This is a genomic window from Corallococcus sp. AB011P (genome assembly GCF_003611605.1).
Taxonomy (GTDB): Bacteria; Myxococcota; Myxococcia; order Myxococcales; family Myxococcaceae; genus Corallococcus; species Corallococcus coralloides.
This window is the reverse complement of sequence record NZ_RAVX01000002.1, coordinates 426,979-446,641: the sequence shown is the minus strand read 5'-3', so window position 1 is coordinate 446,641 and position 19,663 is coordinate 426,979. Positions and strand designations below refer to the sequence as shown.

Here is a 19,663-nt window from a genome sequence, read left to right as displayed (position 1 = left end):
TTGCAACAGGGACTCCAAGCGGAATCCCGCTAATGCCTACATGTCGGTTGAATGGAATCGGTTAGGTCAACTGGATATCAAACCGGAAATTCCTTCATACTTCGGTCCACTGCGTCACCCCCGACCCCCCCTCTCGGAGGTTCCCCGTGTTCAGCGTGCGTTGCCTTGCCCCCCTGGCGAGCGCCGCCCTCCTGCTCGCCCTGCCCGCAGCCGCTGAAGAAGCGGTGTGCGCGCCCGTGGCGAAGGTTCCCTTGGAGCGGCATCTACGTCAGCTTTCTCTCGATTTGCTGGGACGTCCTCCGACCATGGAGGAGTACAAGGCGTTCCAGGCCAAGGGCTCCGTCACGGCGGAAGACGTCCGCGCGATGATGAAGGACGAGTCCTTCTACGCGCGGATGCGCAACTACCACCGCGCGCTGCTGCGCTCGAACATCAACTCGAGCGTGCAGGGCAACGGCGACTACCGCGTGTCCGGCACGCCGCTGAGCTTCGCGGGCAACAACTCCAACAACCTGCGCGGTGGCCAGAGCCAGCGCTGTGATGGGGAGATCGCGCAGGACAGCTGCAAGGCGAACCCGCAGGACCCCCACCAGGACAACTCCACGGCCCCCGCCTGCCGTGACGCGCAGGGCATTCCGCTGCCGGTCAGCTACGACTACGACACGAACTTCTACCAGTGCCGCCAGCTGGACGTGGCCTCCACGGCGCCGGAGCTGAAGTTCGCGGACTGCAACGCGCTGAAGGCCGACGCGACGTACGGCAAGTACGTGAACTTCTGCGACAACCGCTTCCTGGCGTCCGCGGGCAAGTCCGTGGGCTACCTCTGCCTGCCGGACCCGAACAAGAACACCACCAACGTGCTGGTGGCGTCGCCGGCCACGGGCACCATCACCGAATGGGTGCAGCCGGCGGGTGGGACCGGCACCCTGACGTTGAAGCGCTGCGGGTTCGACATCAAGACGGACGTCAACAACAGGCCGACCCGCGACGGCGTCTGGGCGACGCAGCGCGGCTGCGTGCAGCGCGAGGGCTACGTCACCACCACGGTGCAGCCCTTCTGGTCCACCACCACGGAGACCGTGAAGGTGTGTGCCGTGGAGGCGCAGGACCGCGCGGCGAACCCGTACACGGGCGAGTCCTGTGAGACGCCGCGCTTCAACAGCGACCGCAGCTGCGGCTGCGGCGACAAGATGCGCCGCTGCGAGATCGCCGACGTGCACACCGCGCGCGTGGCAGCCTTCAACGAGGAGCCGCTCTACATCACGGACTCCGTGGTGCGGAACGACGAGCCCTACTTCAACATCCTCACCACCCGCGGCTCCTTCGTGAACGGCCCGCTGGCGGAGTTCTACAAGCAGCGCCAGGGCGTGGGCGTCTTCAGCATCAAGTCCCCCGCGGACGCGGCCACGCTGCCCGCCGTGACGTACGCGAACGCCACCGAGTGGACCTCGTACGTCCGCGACAACACCCACTCCGGCGTGCTCACCACGCCCGCGTTCCTCTACCGCTTCCCCACGCAGCGCGCCCGCGTGAACCATTTCTACGAGGCGTTCCTCTGCAAGCACTTCGCCCCGGCCGCGGACGCGAACCTGCCGTCCCCGGACGACATCTGCAACCGGAGCAACAACCTGGCCACGCGCTGCGGCTGCAACTACTGCCACGCCACCATCGAGCCCACGGGCGCGCACTGGGGCCGCTACGCGGAGCGCTCCGCGCTGTTCCTGTCCCCGGACCAGTTCCCCCGCCTGGACGTGAAGTGCCGCGACTGCGCCATCAACGGTGACACCAACTGCGGCGGCGAGTGCAGCCAGTACGTGATGCAGGCCTTCGACGGCGACGGCGCCAACTCGCTGGGCCTCCTGAAGACCTACCTCTACCGCAGCCCGGCCGAGGAGAAGAACATCGAGGGCGGTCCGCAGGCGCTGGTGGAGCGCATGATGGAGACGGGCGACCTGGAGCGCTGCACCGTCAAGCGCGTCTGGAACGAGTTCCTGGGCCGCGCCATGACGGCCGAGGAGCAGCGCATGTACCTCCAGACGCTGTCGCAGGACTTCGCCAAGAACAACCACAGCCTCAAGGGCCTCATCGAGCAGGTGGTGATGTCCGACGCGTACCGGAGGATCGACTGATGCGCCGCCTTCTGCTGACCGCGCTGCTCGCGCTCGCCACGGGCTGCACCCAGGGCTCCGTGGACGTCCCCGCCAAGCCCGTCCCGCTGGACGCCCAGCTGGACCCGGTGCCCAACCCGCACGGGAACACGGACCAGATCGACCCGCTGCCGGACCCGGAGGCCCAGGGCGGCAGCGTGGGCCGCGCGCCCCGCCGCCTCACCGTCGCGCAGCTCAAGGAGTCCATCCGCATCGCCGTGGGCATGGAGTGGGATGAGCTGGAGGCGCGCGCCCAGTCGCTGGGCCGCGCCGACTACGCGCTCATCACTTCGGAGAACACGGAGCCCAACCTCGTCTTCGCCCGCTTCCTGGACGACGGCGCGCGCAAGGTCTGCATCGCCCAGGCGCAGAAGGACATCGCGCAGGTGGACGTGAGCTTGCGCACCCTGGGGCGCACGCTGCCTTCGCCCATGAGCGACCTGACGAAGCTCACGGACGCGCAGGTGGACGAAACGCTCGTGTACCTCTCCACCCGGTTCTGGGGCGCGCCCCTCGCCGGTGAGGAGCTGACGCGCTACGCGACGTTCTTCCGCAAGGCCGCGGCCCGGGCCGAAACCCTCAAGAAGCGCGACCAGGCGCTGGCGGTGGTCTGCATCGCCATGCTGACGGACTCGCGCTTCATCACCTACTGACCTTGACGGTGCCTGCGATGAAGAAGACACGCCAAGACGACCTCAGCAGCCCCGAGCGCCGCACCTTCCTCAAGGCCGGAGCCGGCTTCATGGGCTCCCTCCTCCTGGGAGGCATCCCCTTCAAGGCCGTGGCCCAGGCGACGAACCTGGCCCCGCCCGACCGCTGCTTCGTGTTCGTTTACTTCAGCGGAGGGTGGGACCAACTGCTCGCGTTCGACCCGCGTGACCCGGCGGTGTTCACCGCTGACAAGGTCAGCGATACGCGCATCATGCCGGGCTACAGCCTGCTCACCGACGGGGCCTTCGCGCAGACCCCCGTCACCCCCAAGGAGCGGGCGGGGGCGGGCCCGTCGAACATCGCGTTCGGGCCGGCCATCGGCGACCCGCGCGTGGCCAACCTGTCGGACCACTACGACCTGATGACGGTGGTGCGCGGCATCAACATGAGCACGCTCACCCACGAGGTGGGCTACCGCTACTTCCTCACCGGGAAGATGCCCATCGGCAGCGCGGCGCGCGGCTCCTCCACCGCCACGGAGATCGTGGGCCAGATGAAGCCCACGGTGCCCATCCCGTCCATCGCCCAGGGCGTGGAGTCCTACAACGACCGCTACGGTGGCTACGCCAACGCGCTGCGCGTCAGCGGCCTGGCGGACCTGGTGCTCACGCTGGACCCGCCCGTGGCGTCGCGCCAGCTGGACAGCGAAATCGAGAAGAGCCTCATCGACCTCAACGGCATGCCCATCACCTGCGAGGAGCAGGCGCTCACCGCGCGGGGCGTGGGCACCGCCTATGAGAGCAGCCGCGGCCAGATGCAGACCGTGATGGAGAACAAGCTGTCGGACTCGTTCCGCTTCCAGCTGGCGGCCAACCAGTCCGTGCGCGACTTCTACGGGCTCAACAACCAGGCCTACCCGTACAACAGCGCCGCGGGCCGCGCGGCCATGGTGGCCACCGCCCTGAAGAAGGGCATCAGCCAGTGCGTGTCCATCAACCTGGCGGGCGGCCTGGACACCCACTTCGGCACGCAGCAGACGCACGCGACCAACCAGCGCGCGGGCTTCAACGCGCTGAACCTGCTGGTGACGGACCTGCGCGCCACCCAGCACCCGGGCGGCGGCAACTTCATGGACCACACCACCATCCTGGTGTTCAGCGAGTTCGCTCGCACGCCCACCATCAACGCCACGGGCGGCCGCGACCACCACCTGTCCAACAGCTGCCTGCTGATGGGCGCGGGCATCAAGCACAACCTGGTGGTGGGCCGCAGCGGTGACATTGGCATGTCGCCGGGCCTGGTGGACCTGCGCACGGGCGCCAATGATCCGAACGGCTCCAACATCTTCCCCGAGCACATCATCGCCACGGTGCTGGCCTCGGCGAAGCTGGACTACAGCATCACGCGGGTGGACCCGCTGCGGTTCATCCTTGCCTGAACCTTGATGAGCACTCCCCTCATGCGTCCCCGTCCGCGCCACGGTTCCCCCTCCGTGGCGCGCTTCCTCCCCACCTCGCTCCTGCTGATGTCCGCGGTGCTGTCCGCCGCGTGCGGCGAGGACGCACCTCCGGGCAGCGACCCGGCGAAGCCCGCGGCATTCACGGCCACGCGGGTCACCACGGCGCAGTCGCTGGCCGCGGTGCCCGGCTTCGCGGACCAGTCCGGCGGCGGCATCTTCGCCACCGCGACGGGTGAGGCCGTGCGCCTGCGGCTGGACGGCAGCAAGGCCGCGCTCTCCGCCCACCCGAAGAACACGGCGGCGCTGGGCTCGGTGCGCGCCACCTTCCGCCTGGGGCCGCACAGCGCCCTGGTGGAGACGGACCGCGGCCTGTTCCTCGCGGACCAGGGCTGGCTCATCGAACCGCTGTGGCAGGAGGTGCTGGGCACCGGCATCGTCGCCACCGCGCGGACCGCGGACGGCGCCGCCTGGATTGCCCACCCCACGGGCCTGTTCCAGATTCAAGGCGGCGTGCTCGCGTCGCTGAAGCTGTCCGGGCAGCCGCTCACCGGCATCACCACCATGGCGGCCGCGCCCGCGGAGGACGGCCTCGCGGGCCTGTGGTTCGCGCGCGAGGGCAAGCTGAACGTGGTGGTGGCGTCCGCGCCGGGCGTCTACCAGGTGCGCGGCACGGACGCGCCTCTCGCCGGAGGTGAGACGGTGCGCGCGCTCGCGGGGCTGAGCGCGGGCACGGGCACGGCGGGTGAGGCCTGGGTGCTCACCAGCACCCGCGTGCTGCGCCGGAACACGGACGGCTGGAGCACGGTGTCGCTGCCGGCGCTGCCCGAACAGCTGCTGGGCGCGGGGCGCTACCTCTGGGCCCGCGCCGGGGACCGGCTCTTCACCTACGACGCGGACACGAAGCTCTGGGGCTCCGCGGAGGGGCTGCCATCCGGCGCGGTGACGCTGCTGGCCGCGGACGAGAGTGGCTGCGCGTGGCTGCGCGTGGGTGAGCAGGCCCTGGCCATCAGCCAGACGCCGGCGCCGCGCGTGACGGGCATGCACCAGGGCATGCTGGTGGTGGATGACGGGCTGGTGGTCCAGGCCCGCCTGCCGCCGGGCACTCCGCCGAAGAGCGTCCACTTCCAGTTGGAAGGCCAGGAGGTCGAAGCCACCGGGCCCGCGTTCAGCATGGGCGGCCTGGAGGCGGACGGCGAGACGCTCAAGGCGTTCTCCTTCACCACCCTGGCGCCGGGCGGCCACACGCTGAGCGTCGTGTCCCGCTTCGAGGACGGCACGGAGGCGCGCCGGCAGATGCCCTTCCTCTACCAGCCGCTCGCCACCGTCCCCAGCTGGGCGCGCGACATCCGGCCCATCCACGAAGCCCGCTGCGCCAAGTGCCACACCCCCGGCGGCAACGGCCGGGCGCTGAACACCTACGAGTTGTGGAAGTCCAACGCCCAGCTCATCAACGCGGCGGTGCGCGACGTGCGCATGCCCGCGGACGGGCCGTTGGATCAGCAGGGCATCGCCCTCATCCAGCGATGGGTGTCTTCCGGCGCGCTGCCCTGAAGTCCCTGCTTCAAGACTGCTTCTCCGTCAGTTGCATGCGCCCGTCTTCCTTTCGTCCCGGGGGAGGACGGGCGCCCCCTTCCGAGGCACCCCCATGAAACGTCTCCTCCGCGCGACCCCCCTCGCCGCGCTGCTGACCCTGGCCTGTGACGGTGAGCTCAAGCCCGCCGACCAGCTTCCCTACGTGGGCCCCTGCGAGGGCCTCGCCCCGCTGACGCTGTCGGCGGAGCCCACCACGGTGCGCTCCGGCAGCGTGGCCACGCTGACGGCCGGCGGCGGCAGCGGCCACTACTCCTTCCGCGCGGAGGCAGGCGGCTCCTCCGGCGACGTGCGTGGCAATCGCTTCGTCGCGGGTGGCACGCCCGGCGAGGACACGCTGACGGTGGTGGACGAGCAGTGCGGCGGCGCCACCAGCGTGCGGGTGAAGGTGATCTCCAGGTTCGGCGTCGCGCCAGCGCGCGCGATGCTGCGGCCGGGCACGTCCTTTCAAATCGCCATCGAAGGGCTGGTGGGCACGGCGACCTTCGCGCTCACCAACAACGGCTCCGGCGCCACGCTCTCCGACACGGGCCTCTACACGGCGGGGCAGGTGGAGGCGCTGGACGTCATCACGGTGCGCGACACGAAGTCCGGCGACACGGAGTCGCTCCAGTACACCGTGAGCAAGGCCGCGAAGCTGGTGGGCGACCCGCAGTACCTGGGCGTGCCGTCGGGCAGTTCCGCGCCGCTGGGCACGACGGGCGGCTCGGACCGCGTGACGTGGACGAAGAAGTCCGGCCCCGGCTCCGTGGTGAACGGCCGCATCGTGGTGGAGGCGGGCGCGGCAGGCACCGTCGTGCTGGAGGCGAAGGACGCCTTCACCGGCGACGTGGCCCCGGTGTCGGTGCGCGTGCTGGACGAGCTGACGCGGCCCCTGCTGGCGCACGGCAAGCTGTCGGACGTGGCCACGCTGGTGACCGCGGACTTCGACGGCGACGGCATCCAGGACCTGGCGGTGGGCCAGCGCGAGAGCGAGCTGGCGCGCCCCACGGGCGGCGCGGTGTTCATCTACAAGGGCAGCGCGTCCGGCCTGCCCTCGAAGCCCACCTGGGTGCTGACGGGTGAGACGGAGGGCGCGCTCTTCGGCGACATGCTGGCCGCGGGTGACCTGGACGGCGACGGGATCGCGGACCTGGCGGTGTCCTCGCCGGCCGCGGACGTCACCATCGGTGACTCGGGCGCGGTGTACCTCTACTCGTTCAAGCCGGGCCAGGGGCCCGCGCTGATGAGGCCCGCGCTCACCGGCCTGGGCCGCGGCGGGTTCGGCACGGGCCTGGCCATCGCGGACGCGGATGGCGACGGGGACATGGACCTGTTCGTGGGCTCGCCCGGCGCGGACCTGTCCACCCTCTCCGGCATCAGCCGGCGCGGCGTCATCGACATCTTCATCCTCACCAAGGGTCAGACCGTTCCGGACCTGCCGGTGGTGCGCCTGGGCGGCCAGGACCTGGATGCGAGCGGCAAGTTCCTGCTGAAGAGCACCACGGAGCTGGGCCGGGCGCTCGTGGTGGCGGACCTCAACGACGACGGCCGCCCGGACCTGGCGGCGCTGCACCGGCTGACCCGCTACAACGCGGACGGCAGCACCAACGGGCAGCAGATGGCCGTGGCGGTGTACTTCGCGCGGGACTCGGCGCCGCGCTACCGCTCCGCGGCGGACCAGTACGTGCTGGTGTCCAACACCGCCGTGGAGACGATGGCCAACGAGGGCACCTTCCGCCTGGGCGCCATCCCTGGCGAGGGCAGCCGCCCCCCGTTCCTCGTGGTGATGGCGGACAAGGCGGACTCGCCGGACTTGAGCAAGGTGGGGGGCGTGGCGGCGGCGCAGGACGCGGGCGGCGCGTACCTGTTCGACCTGCGGGGCGCGACGCTGGCGGCGGACCCGTCGGTGGTGAATCCGCCGACGGTGCCGCTGGCGAACGCGTTCGCGCGCTTCTACGGCGACGCGCGGAGCATCACCGCGACCCGGAGCTGGGCGGTGATGGACGTGGACGGCACCGCGGGGCCGGAGCTGCTCCTGGGCGCGCCCTACGCGTCGGTGATGTCGGGCACGACGACGCTGGGCAACGCGGGCAAGGTGCTGGTGTTCCCGCTCACCGGCCTGTCGAAGGACACGGTGATGAACAAGCCGCTCGCGGCGCTGGGCGGCGCGGCGAAGGCGGAGGTGCTGGGCGCGGGCCTCGCGGCGTGGAACCTGCCGTCCGGCCCGGTGCTGGCGGGCTTCTCCGGCCGCGCGTCTCTCACCCCGGGCGCCTTCACCGGCCGCGTGGATGTCTTCTCCAAGGCCGGTGCGAGCATCGCGGAGTGGTCGCGCAGCGGCATGGACGTGACGGCCAAGGCCAGCGTGGAGCGCTTCGGTGAGGCCGTGGCGGTCGCGCGCCTCAACAGCAAGGTGATGGCCCTGGTGGGCTCGCCGGGCTTCTCCGGCCCGGGCCCCAACAACGACGGCGCGGACATGACCGTGGGCCGCGCGTACACCTTCGACACCGCGGAGCCGGGGAAGGCCATCGTGTCAGGGGAGGGCGCCAGCTCTCCGTGGCATGGCGGCCGCAACGTGGGCGTGGACGTGGCGTTCACGGACTTCAACGGCGACGGCCGGCCGGACATGGTGGCCGGCGCCACGGGGCTCGTCATCCCGGCCACGAACTCCGCCGCGACGGAGCGGGACCCCTACGTGCAGAACGCCTGCATGACGACGGCCACCCAGTCGTTGGGCGGACTGCTGGTGTCGCTGGGCCAGTCGGACGGCACCTTCAAGCCGGCCTACCGCGTGTTCGCGCCGTCCGTGGTCACCGACTGCGACGATGCCGCGGCTGCCCGGTGCAAGCGCACCAGCATCGGCCGGGGGGTGGTGGGCGGCTTCGACTTCAACGGCGATGGCAAGCAGGACCTGGCCGTGCTGCGGGATCGCGGCTTCGAGCTGTTCCTGGGCCGTGCACCCGAGGATGCGTCGCTCGCGAAGATGACGCTGGCCTGCGACCCCCTCTACTCCTCCTTCTTCTCCGCCGCGACCGCCGGACTGCAGACGTCCGCGCCCGCCGCGTTGGGCGACCTGAACGGGGACAGATGCGATGAGGTGGCGTGGCGCTACAACGACGGCACCCGCTCCGGCATCGTCATCCTCTATGGCTACGACCCGGGGGGCACGCGGTGCGGTGCCCGCACGACGCCGTCCATGGTGCGCATCTCCGGTGACACGGAGAAGAACATCGCGCTGATGAACCTGGGCGTGGCCACCACGCGCGCGGGGAAGTTCCTGGGGGACTCGCGCGACTTCATCGCGGTGACGGCCAACAACTACCTGTTCGAAGGCGTGAACCAGCCCACGGTGCTGCTCTACGACGTCGCCGCCATCAACGCGAGGCGCCCGGCCTCCTCCGGCGAGACCCTGGTGGGCGCCATCAACGACGGGCTGACGCCCATTCCCGTGACGTACCGCGCCCGCGCGGTGAGCTTCGGCACGTCGCTGTCGGGCGGCACGGACCTGAATGGCGACAGCGTGCCGGACCTGTGGGTGGGCGCGCCCAACGCGTCGGTGGCCTCGGACGGCGACGGCGCGGCGTTCCTCTTCGCCGGTGGCGCGAAGTCCACGGGCGCGCTGTCGCCGTTCCTGCTGGTGGTGGGAGACGGCGCGGAGCGCTCCTATCTGGGCCAGTCCATCGCCGTCGTCCCGGGCTCCGGAGGCTCGCCGCCGTCGGTCGTCATCGGCGCGCCGAGGAGCTACCGCACCGGCACGCAGAACGGCACGGCGTACTCGCTGCCCCTGCCGTTCTGATTCACCCCGCGGGCGGGGCTTCCGGAGGCACCTTCGCCTCCGGGGCCTCGTCGCGGTTGGCGAGCGCCGCCGCCGTGAGGATGAGCACGCCGCCCGCGAGCAGCGACGGCGTGAGCGGCTCGTCCAGCAGCGCCACGCCCAGCGTCACCGCCACCAGCGTGTCCAGCAGCGCCATGGCGCCCAGCGCCGCCAGCGAGATGCGCGGCAGGAGCCAGTACAGGCACTGGTAGGTGAGCACCGTCCCGCCCAGCGCCAGGTACAGGAGCGCGCCCACCGCCTTCGGGGTCCAGTGCGACGGCTGGTTCCACTCGAACATCGCGGACGCGGAGAGCAGCAGCACCGCGCTGCTCAACGTCTGCACCAACGTCAGCAGGTGCGGCGGCACGTGCGTCATGTGCCGGCGCACCAGCACGTTGGCCACCGCCACCACCGACGCCGCGAACAGCGTCATCGCGCAGCCCAGCAGCACCTGCCCGGAGAAGCTGAGCGACACCAGCTCCTGGTGCTGGAGCGCCACCACGCCCGTCAGGCCCAGCCCCGCCGCGAAGAGCTTGCGCCCGGTGAGCGGCTGGTCCGGAAACACCACGCGCCCCACCAGCAGCAGCCACACGGGGAAGGTGGAGAAGAGCAGCGCGGACCAGCTGGAGGGAATCCATTGCTGCGCCACGAAGAGCATCCCGAAGGGCACCGCCAGCTGGAGTATGCCCAGCCCCGCGATGCGCCACCCGGTGCCGCCCCCCAGCGCCGTCCCGCGCGAGCGCGCGAAGGGCAACAGCGCCACCCCGGCCACGAGCATGCGCGTGCCCACGAAGCGCAGGGGCGGCAGGTCCTCCAGCCCCACTTTGACCGCGGCCCACGTGGAGCCCCAGAGGATGAAGCAGGTGGCGTAGGCGAGGGACACCTTCCACCGCGGCGCGGGCTGCGCGGCCGGGGTCACGACGGTCACGGACGACATGGCGGCGCCGCACTAACACGCGCCGCCCCTTCGGGAAACATCCGTTCAGGGCGCGGCGCGTCAGCCGCCTGCTCACTCGTCCGGCAGCACCTGCTTCAGCCGGAGCACGGGCGCGAACAGGTCCCCCACGGCGTCCAGGCGCTTCTTCAGCGTCCTCAGGCGGAAGCGGTGCGGGTCCAGGCGGCCGTTCACCTCGCTCCACTCGAGCGGCGCGGAGAAGGGTGCGCCCTCCACGGCGCGCAGGGAGTAGGGCGCCACCACCGTCTTGCCGCGCGCGTTCTGGCCCGCGTCGATGTAGAGCCGCCCGCCGCGCTCGCGGATGGAGCGCTCCGTGGTGGCGATGTCGCCCAGCTCCTCCTCCAGCTCTCGCGCCCGCGCGTCCGCGAACGCCTGGGTGCGCGCGTAGGTGTGGCCTGGCGCCAGGGGCACCAGCACGTGCAGGCCGCGCTTGCCGGACGTCTTCGGGAAGGCCTTGAGCCCCAGCTCGTCCAGGCGCGCGTGCAGCAGGGTGGCCACCTTCACCACGTCCTTCCAGCCGCCCTCGCCAGGGTCCAGGTCGAACACCACGAAGTCCGGCTGCGCCAGCCGGGGCGCGTGGGACAGCCACATGTGCAGCGTGAGCGCGGACTGGTTGGCGAGCCACAGGAGCGCGGACGTGCTCTTCACGTTCACGTGGCGCAGCGTCTTGTCCTCGTGGCGCACGCGCAGCGTGGGCATCCACGCGGGGAGGCCGGACAGCTCGTGCCGGAAGAAGCCGGGGGCCTGGATGCCCGCGGGCCACTGCTGGTGGGCCAGGGGCCGGTCCGCGAGCACGGGCAACAGCAGCGGCGCCACCTGCTCGTAGTACGCGAACACGTCCGCCTTCGTCAGGCCGGCTTCGGGGAACAGCACGCGGTCGCCGTGCGTGAGGGCCACCTCCGGCGCGCGTTGCTTCCCACGCTGCGTCTTCACGGCGGGCGCCTTCGCGGTGCGGGCAGCGGCCTGCACCGGCGCGCGCCGCGAGCCCCGGCGTGCGGCGCCTTCGATGGGGGCGGGGTGTTCGCGCACGACCTCCTGCGGCACCTTGTCGCTGCGCAGGCCCTGGAACACGGGGTGGCGCAGGCGGCCGTCCTTCGTCCATTCGGTGAAGTTCACCTGCGCCACGTACTTCGGCTTCACCCAGACGGTGTCCGTGTTCGTGGGCGCATCCACGGCGGTGGGCTTCTTCACGCGCGTGGCGTCCAGCAGCCAGCGCAGCTCGCGGCGGTCCTTCGACGTGTAGCCCGTGCCCACCTTGCCCACGTCGTGGAAGCCGTCCTTGCCGCGCACTCCCACGCGCAGCGCGCCAATCTCCGACTTCGCCCGCTCGTTCTTGATGGGCAGGTAGCCCAGGATGACGACCTCCTGGCCCGCGACCACCTTCAGCTTCAGCCAGTCCCCGGAGCGCGTGCCCGTGTAGGGCGAGTCCTCGCGCTTGGCGATGAGCCCCTCCCACCCCTTGCGCCGCGCTTCCAGCAGGGCGCGCGACAGCGGCAGGTCCACCTTCTCGGAGAGCTGTAGGGGCAGCCGCGCCCCGGCCATCAGCTTCTCCAGCCGCGCGCGGCGCTCCGTATAGGGACGCTCGCGCAGGTCCTCGCCGTCCATCCACAGCAGGTCGAACACCATGAAGCGCTGCTCCGCGCCCTCTTCCGTGTTCTGCAGGATCTGGAAGCGCGAGCGGCCCTTCGTGTCGAGCGCGACAATCTCTCCATCCACGACGACGTCCTTCGCGGGCAGCTCGCGCAGCGCGGCGGTGAGCCGGGCGAAGCGGCCCGACAGGTCGTTGCCCCGGCGGCTCTGGAAGGCGAGCTTCCCGTGCGTGAGCGCGCACACGGCGCGGAAGCCGTCGTACTTCACCTCGTAGGCGTGCGTCTCGTCGTGCACCTCGTCGGACACGGCCAGCCGCGCCAGCATGGGCGGCCACACGCGCTCCAGCAGCTTCTCCGGCGTCGAGGGCGGACGGGCCGGCTTCTTCGCGGCCTTGCGCACGGCCTTCGGGAGACGGGCCGCGCGCACGGGCGCCGCGGGCTTCTTGTTGCGCAGCACGCCGGGCTTTCGAGGCCCTTGCGTCTCCACCTGTCCGCTCTTCACGGACTCGGGGCGCTCCACGGTGACGTCGTAGCCAGCCTTGGCGTATTCGTCCTTCGCCTTGAAGAAGAGCCACTGCGCCTTGCCGCCGCGTGGACGCGTGCGGATGAGGTGCCAGCGCCCCTTGAGCTTCGCGCCGTGCAGCAGGACCTCCAGGTGCCCGCGCTTCAGCTGCGCCTCGGCGTCGCCGGGAGGCACGACCTCGAAGGTCCCGGACTCCCAGAGCAGCGAATCACCGCCGCCGTACTGGTCATCCGGGATGTGGCCCTCGAAGTCCGCGTAGGAGCGCGGGTGGTCCTCCGTCTGGACCGCGAGCCGCTTCACGGAAGGGTCGTGGCTGGGGCCCTTGGGAATGGCCCAGCTCACCAGCACGCCGCCAATCTCCAGGCGCAGGTCGTAGTGCAGGCGCGTGGCGTCATGCTTGTGGATGACGAAGACGGGCGCGGACGTCCTCGGCGCCACCACGTCCGGGGACGGCTCGGGGGTGAGCTGGAAGTCGCGCTTCGTCTGGTAGCGCCGCAGCCGCTTCTGGGTCTCGGAGGTCTTCACCCTCCAACGCTCTGCACAGGAGGGCGAGCGCGCAATTCCTCACATGGGTTGGTGGGGGACCAGGAGGGCAGGCGCTCCATGCGGACCCGGGCCCCGCTTTTCGGCCACACCCCCGAGTGAAACCCAGGCTGCCCGCCTGCTCTGGGTGCGAAGGAGGGATGGGTACCGGGGAGGGCCGTTGGTTCCGGGCGGAGGAGGCCCCACGTTGTTCGGGCCCAGGCATTCATGGCACCCGGTTGGAGGAGGCACCCATGGCCGACAAGTCCGAAGTGGAGCGCCGCCTGCACAGCCTGGCCCAGCTCGATGCCGACGCGGTGGGCGCGTATGACGTGGCCATCGCCCGCATCGGGCCCGCCCTGGTGCGCGAGCGCCTCAACAGCTTCCGCGCGGACCACCTGCGCCACGTGCAGGACCTCAACGCGCTCATCCAGCACTTCGGGGGCGAACCGGTGACGCTGCGCCCGGACCTGAAGGGCTCCGCGATGAAGGGCCTGACGGCCATGACGGGGCTGATGGGGACGGAGGCCACGCTGTGGGCCATGCTCGGCAACGAGGAGCTGTTCGACCGGGCCTATGAGCTGGCGCTCCAGTTCGAGTGGTCCCCGGAGGTGAAGGCCCTCATCCGTCAGCACCGCGAGGACGAACGCCGCCACGGCACGTGGATCCGCGACGCGGTGCGCACCCGGCCCTGGGCGGACAGCCGATTGCCCTTCATGGACACCGCCGAAATGGGCGCCTGAAGCCGCTACCGCGCGTCGCGGGGAACTGGCATACGCTGCCGCGCGTGAGCGACATCACTGTCTACCAACCCGACTTCCTCTTCACGGAAGGGCGTTTCCACGAAGGCCGCGCGCTGGCGGTGGGCGCGGATGGACGGGTCCTCGACGCGGTGCCCGAAGGGGCGCGCGTGGAGCGGCTCGCGGGGCGGGCGCTGTTGCCGGGGCTCGTCAACGGCCACTCGCACGCGTTCCAGCGGCTCATCCGCGGACGCACCGAATACGTGGCGTCCGCTGGAGGACAGGACGACTTCTGGTCCTGGCGCGAGGCGATGTACCGCGCCGCGGAGGCGCTCACGCCGGAGGAGCTCCACATCGCCTCCCGGCAGGTGTTCCTGGAGATGGTGCTCGCGGGCATCACCACGGTGGGCGAGTTCCACTACCTGCACCACCAGCCGGACGGGACACCCTACGCGGACCGCAACGCGCTGGCGCACGCGGTCATCCGCGCGGCCACGGACGTGGGGCTGCGCATCTGTCTGCTGCGGGTGGGCTACGCGCGCGCGGGCTTCAACGTGCAAGCGAACCCGCGCCAGCGCCGCTTCATCGACGCGGACGTGGACACGTTCCTGTCCACCACGGAGGCGCTGGCCCACGCGGTGCGCGGTGACGCGCGGGTGAACGTGGGGCTCGCGCCGCACAGCGTGCGCGCGGTGTCGCGGGACTGGCTGACGCAGGTGGCCCGCGCCGCGCCCGCCGGCATGCCCATCCACATGCACGTGGCGGAGCAGCCGAAGGAGATTGAAGCGTGCCTCGCGGAGCACGGCCGCCGTCCGGTGGAGCTGGTGTCGGACGTGGGCCTGCTGGGGCCGCGCTTCACGGCGGTGCACGGCGTGCACCTGACGGAGGAGGAGGTGGCGCTGCTGGGCCGCGCGGAGGCCACGGTGTGCGCGTGCCCGTCCACGGAGCGCAACCTGGGCGACGGCATCGTGCCGGCGGACGCGCTGGTGAAGGCCGGGGCGCGCGTGAGCTTCGGCTCGGACAGCCAGACGGTGGTGGACCTGCTGGACGAGGCGCGGCAGCTGGAGCAGCACCTGCGGCTGGTGCGGCTGCGCCGGGCGGTGTTGGACCCGGGGACGGGGACCCTGGACGGACTGGCGGCGCGGCTCTTCGACATGGCCACGGTGCAGGGCGCGCGAAGCCTGGGGATGGGCACGGGCACGCTGTCGCCGGGGTCTCCCGCGGACTTCTTCACGGTGGACGTGAATCACCCGTCGCTGGTGGGCGCGGGCGTGGCGTCGCTCCTGCCGGGCATCGTCTTTGGGGCGGCGGGAGGCGCGGTGCGAGAGGTGGCCGTGGCGGGCCGGCTGGTGGTCCGGGACGGCCGCCATCCGCTGACGGAGGAGGGTGGCAGGGCGTTCCAGCAGCTCGCCCGGCGCCTCTATCCGTAGGACGGGGACCCGGTCCGATATGGGGGCGCCGCCGGCGCGTTGGTGGGGCGGGAGGATTCGGATGCGTTCAGGAATCTGGTTGTCGCTGGTGATGCTGATGGGACTGGCCGTGGGGGGCTGCGCCGGGCGGCAGGACCTGGAGACGCCAGACTACGAAGCCATCTACGACCTGCCGCTGGAGGAGATGTGGCCGTCGGTCCGGGAGTACTTCACGGACGCGAACCTGCCCTACCGGGAGGATCGGGGCAGCCTGGTGCTGGAGACCGAGTGGAAGCAGGAGTTCGGTGGCTCCAAAATCGCCGGCTACTGGCACCGCTACATGGTCATCGGCAAGCGGGAGACGCCGACCAAGAGCAAGCTGTGGATCATCCGCATCACCAAGTCGGTGAACAAGACGCTGTCGCAGCCGGGCCGGGAGCTGGATTGGGGCGTCGGTCGCGGGGTCGGCGGAATTCTCGATGACCGCGGCACTGGGGCCCCGGGCGATTCGTCCTCGAGCGTCGCATACGGCATCTCCGTCGAGGACGACGAGGACCGGCTGGCCTTCCCGGTGGGAGAGAACGCCTTCTACGTGGACTCGGGGCAGGGGACGCGAGACCTGACCATGGAGTGGCGCGTGTTCCGGGGCATCATGCCGAAGCTCGCGAAGAAGCAGGCGGTGAGCGCGGAGCAGCAGGTGGCGAAGGCGCCGGGCGCGAAGGAAGCACCGGTGTTCACCGAGTGCGGCCAGTCCATCCTCGGGCTGAAGAAGCTGGCGAAGGAGGGCGGGGTGATGCTGCTGGGGGAGCTGCACGGCACGCAGGAGGTGCCGCGCTTCATCGCGCAGTCCGTCTGCCAGCTCGTCACGGCGGGCATGCCGGTGACGGTGGGTCTGGAGCTGCCGGTGGAGAACGAGGAGCGCATCACCACGTTCCTCCAGAGCCAGGGCGGTGAGGTGGATTGGCTCAAGCTGATGGAAGCCCCCTTCTGGCGCAGCCCGTATCCGGACGGCCGTGGCAGCGAGGCGGTGGCCAACATGCTGGAGCAGTTGCGGCAGTTGCGAGCGCAGGGCCTGGACGTGGCGGTGTTCGTCTACGACCACCCGAAGCTGTCCGGCCAGCCGCGCGAGGATGCGCTGACGAAGACGGTGCTGGCGCAGGTGAAGGCGACACCTCGGCGCTTCCATCTGGTGCTGAGTGGCAACGTCCATCCGCGCACGGCGAAGGGGCTGCCCTGGGACAAGCAGTACAAGCCCATGGGCCACCTGCTGAAGGCACAGCTCGAGGACGTCACCGCGTTGGACATGGCCTACGACAGCGGCACGGCGTGGGTCTGCGCGGCGGATGCTCAGGGACGCAAGCTGGACTGTGGTGTGAAGGAAGCGAAGGGCAAGGACAACGGCGACCGCTTCTTCGTGCACACCTGGAGCTCCGCCAACAAGGACGGCTACCACGGCGTCTTCTACGTGGGCCACGTGACGGCTTCCGAGCCCGCCGTCCTCAAGGGCCTGGGGAATCCGAACGCGCCGCCCGCGCAAGAGCCCGCGTCCGCTCCGTAACCCGTACCCGAGGGAGAAGCACAGGGGCCGTGCGAGTCACCGGAGCCGGTGGCCCGCGCGGCCTCTGGTTTTTGCACGGGACCCGATATGCCCACCGCCCCCACGGCGTTGTTCAGCGCATCGGGGAACGAGAGGGGACACTGCGGATGTGCTCAAGGGTGAAAGTGGGATGGCTGGCGTTGCTCCTGGCGGTGGGCTGCGCCGGACGGCAGGACCTGGAGACGCCGGACTACGAGGCCATCTACGACGTGCCCCTGGAGGAGATGTGGCCGTCGGTCCGTGAGTACTTCACGGCCGCGCACCTGCCCTACCGCGAAGACCGCGGCAGCATGGTGCTGGAGACCGAGTGGAAGCAGGAGTTTGGCGGCTCGAAGATCGCCGGCTACTGGCACCGGTACATGGTCATGGGCAAGCGGGAGACGCCGACGAAGAGCAAGCTGTGGATCACCCGCATCACCAAGTCGGTGAACAAGACGCTGTCGCAGCCCGGCAAGGAGCTGGATTGGAGCGTCTCCCGGGTGGTTCTCAGGGGCGGTGATCCGAATATCCTGAGCGTGGAAGACGATGAGGACCGGCTGGCCTTCCCGGTGGGAGAGAATGCCTTCTACATGGAGTCGGGGCAGGGCACGCGCGACCTGACCATGGAGTGGCGCGTGTTCCGGGGCATCATGCCGAAGCTCGCGAAGAAGCAGGCGGTGAGCGCGGAGCAGCAGGTGGCGAAGGCGCCGGGCGCGCAGGACGCACCGGTGTTCACCGAGTGCGGCCAGTCCATCCTCGGACTGAAGAAGCTGGCGAAGGCGGGTGGGGTGATGTTGCTTGGGGAGCTGCACGGCACGCAGGAGGTGCCGCGCTTCATCGCGCAGGCCGTGTGCCAGCTCGTCACGTCCGGCATGCCAGTGACGGTGGGCCTGGAGCTGCCGGTGGAGAACGAGGACCGCATCACCGCCTTCCTCCAGAGCCAGGGGGGTGACGTGGACTGGCTCAAGCTGATGGAAGCCCCCTTCTGGCGCAGCCCGTATCCGGACGGCCGTGGCAGCGAGGCGGTGGCGAACATGCTGGAGCAGCTGCGTCACCTGCGAGCGCAGGGCCTGGACGTGGCGGTGTTCGTCTACGACCACCCGAAGCTGTCAGGGCAGCAGCGCGAGGACGCGCTGACGAAGACGGTGCTGGCACAGGTGAAGGCAAAGCCGGAGCGCTTCCACCTGGTGGTGAGCGGCAACATCCACCCCCGCACGGAGAAGGGGCTGCCCTGGGACAAGCAGTACAAGCCCATGGGCCACCTGCTGAAGGCACAGCTCGAGGATGTCACGGCACTGGACATGGCCTACGACAGCGGCACGGCATGGATCTGCGCGGCGAACCAGCAGAGCAGCAAGCTGGACTGCGGTGTGAAGGAAGCGAAGGGCAAGGACAACGGCGACCGCTTCTTCATGCACACCTGGAGCTCGGCCAACGCAGAGGGCTACCACGGCGTCTTCTACGTGGGCCACGTGACGGCGTCCGAACCGGCCATCCTCAAGGGGCTGGGGAACCCGGACGAGGCGCCCGCGCAGGAACCCGCGTCCGCTCCGTAACCCGTACCCGAGGGAGAAGCACAGGGGCCGTGCGAGTCACCGGAGACGGTGGCCCGCGCGGCCTCTGGCTTTTCACGGGACCCGATATGCCCACCGCTCCCCCAACGTTGTTCTGCGCATCGGAGAGGGAGGTCTCGCGGATGCGCTCGATGGTGAAAGTGGGATGGCTCGCGTTGCTCCTGGCGGTGGGGTGCGCCGGACGGCAGGACCTGGAGACGCCGGACTACGAAGCCATCTACGACGTGCCGCTGGAGGAGATGTGGCCGTCGGTCCGTGAGTACTTCACGGACGCGAACCTGCCCTACCGGGAGGACCGGGGCAGCCTGGTGCTGGAGACCGAGTGGAAGCAGGAGTTCGGCGGCTCCAAAATCGCCGGCTACTGGCACCGGTACATGGTCATCGGCAAGCGGGAGACGCCGACCAAGAGCAAGCTGTGGATCATCCGCATCACCAAGTCGGTGAACAAGACGCTGTCCCGGCCCGGGAAGGAGCTGGACTGGGGCACTACCGCTGGCCGGGCCCCTGACGCTGAAAATGCCGGGGACCTGAGCCCTGAGGACGATGCGGACCGGCTGTCCTTCCCGGTGGGAGAGAATGCCTTCTACATGGAGTCGGGACAGGGCACGCGCGACCTGACCATGGAGTGGCGGGTGTTCCGGGGCATCATGCCCAAGCTCGCGAAGACGCAGCCGGTGAAGACGGAGCAGCCGGTGGCGGAGGCAGCGGCGACGTTCACCGAATGCGGCCAGTCCATCCTCGGGCTGAAGAAGCTGGCGAAGGCGGGCGGGGTGCTGCTGCTGGGCGAGCTGCACGGCACGCAGGAAGTGCCGCGCTTCATCGCGCAGTCCGTGTGTCAGCTCGTCACGTCCGGCATGCCGGTGACGGTGGGCCTGGAGCTGCCGGTGGAGAACGAGGATCGCATCACCACCTTCCTCCAGAGTCAGGGCGGCGAGGTGAACTGGCTCAAGCTGATGGAGGCCCCGTTCTGGCGCAGCCCGTATCCGGACGGCCGGGGCAGTGAGGCGGTGGCGAACATGCTGGAGCAGCTGCGTCACCTGCGAGCGCAGGGCCTGGACGTGGCGGTGTTCGTCTACGACCACCCGAAGCTGTCAGGGCAGCAGCGCGAGGACGCGCTGACGAAGACGGTGCTGGC

General features: G+C 70.3%; 12 protein-coding genes. 10 read left to right on the top strand and 2 right to left on the bottom strand.

Translation table 11 applies throughout. The annotated features are described in order from the left end of the window. The first annotated feature begins 146 nt into the window (after nucleotides 1–146). The 5 genes from D7X30_RS07090 to D7X30_RS07070 all read left to right on the top strand — a co-directional run bounded on the left by D7X30_RS07090 (nucleotide 147) and on the right by D7X30_RS07070 (nucleotide 9,622). Complete coding sequence (locus D7X30_RS07090; protein ID WP_120562081.1) at nucleotides 147–2,129, top strand: DUF1585 domain-containing protein; 1,983 nt, start codon at nucleotides 147–149, stop codon at nucleotides 2,127–2,129. Next, complete coding sequence (locus D7X30_RS07085) at nucleotides 2,129–2,800, top strand: hypothetical protein (protein WP_120562080.1); 672 nt, start codon at nucleotides 2,129–2,131, stop codon at nucleotides 2,798–2,800. Before D7X30_RS07090 ends, D7X30_RS07085 begins: the two co-directional genes overlap by 1 nt. A gap of 17 nt (nucleotides 2,801–2,817) precedes the next feature. After that, on the top strand, nucleotides 2,818–4,236 hold the full coding sequence (locus D7X30_RS07080; RefSeq protein ID WP_120562079.1) for a DUF1501 domain-containing protein: 1,419 nt from the start codon (nucleotides 2,818–2,820) through the stop codon (nucleotides 4,234–4,236). 21 nt (nucleotides 4,237–4,257) lie between these two features. After that, nucleotides 4,258–5,808 carry a cytochrome c gene (locus tag D7X30_RS07075; protein ID WP_120562078.1) on the top strand — a complete coding sequence of 517 codons (1,551 nt, stop codon included), beginning with the start codon at nucleotides 4,258–4,260 and terminating at the stop codon, nucleotides 5,806–5,808. Between the two features lie 94 nt (nucleotides 5,809–5,902). Continuing rightward, a complete protein-coding gene (locus D7X30_RS07070) occupies nucleotides 5,903–9,622 on the top strand; it encodes an FG-GAP-like repeat-containing protein (RefSeq protein ID WP_120562077.1) in 3,720 nt (1,239 codons plus the stop codon). A gap of 1 nt (nucleotide 9,623) precedes the next feature. Here D7X30_RS07070 and D7X30_RS07065 read toward each other — a convergent pair whose 3' ends face one another. Together D7X30_RS07065 and ligD are read right to left on the bottom strand one after the other, a co-directional pair. Then, complete coding sequence (locus D7X30_RS07065) at nucleotides 9,624–10,577, bottom strand: DMT family transporter (protein ID WP_120562076.1); 954 nt, start codon at nucleotides 10,575–10,577, stop codon at nucleotides 9,624–9,626. A gap of 72 nt (nucleotides 10,578–10,649) precedes the next feature. Beyond that, the gene (ligD, locus tag D7X30_RS07060) at nucleotides 10,650–13,232 is read right to left on the bottom strand and encodes a DNA ligase D (protein ID WP_120562075.1); all 2,583 of its coding nucleotides are present in this window, start codon (nucleotides 13,230–13,232) and stop codon (nucleotides 10,650–10,652) included. A 251-nt stretch (nucleotides 13,233–13,483) separates the two neighbouring features. Here ligD and D7X30_RS07055 point away from each other — a divergent pair, with 251 nt between their 5' ends. From D7X30_RS07055 to D7X30_RS07035, 5 genes are all read left to right on the top strand, one after another. Next, nucleotides 13,484–13,972 carry a ferritin-like domain-containing protein gene (locus tag D7X30_RS07055; RefSeq protein ID WP_120562074.1) on the top strand — a complete coding sequence of 163 codons (489 nt, stop codon included), beginning with the start codon at nucleotides 13,484–13,486 and terminating at the stop codon, nucleotides 13,970–13,972. Between the two features lie 44 nt (nucleotides 13,973–14,016). Beyond that, nucleotides 14,017–15,399, top strand: a complete 1,383-nt coding sequence (gene hutF / locus D7X30_RS07050) for a formimidoylglutamate deiminase (RefSeq protein WP_120562073.1) — start codon at nucleotides 14,017–14,019, stop codon at nucleotides 15,397–15,399. Nucleotides 15,400–15,460: 61 nt separating this feature from the next. After that, complete coding sequence (locus D7X30_RS07045) at nucleotides 15,461–16,936, top strand: hypothetical protein (RefSeq protein ID WP_120562072.1); 1,476 nt, start codon at nucleotides 15,461–15,463, stop codon at nucleotides 16,934–16,936. A gap of 146 nt (nucleotides 16,937–17,082) precedes the next feature. Beyond that, entirely contained in the window at nucleotides 17,083–18,510 is a 1,428-nt protein-coding gene (locus tag D7X30_RS07040; RefSeq protein WP_120562071.1) for a hypothetical protein, read from the top strand. A 140-nt stretch (nucleotides 18,511–18,650) separates the two neighbouring features. Further along, a partial coding sequence (locus D7X30_RS07035; protein WP_120562589.1) for a hypothetical protein occupies nucleotides 18,651–19,663 on the top strand: 1,013 nt, incomplete at its 3' end.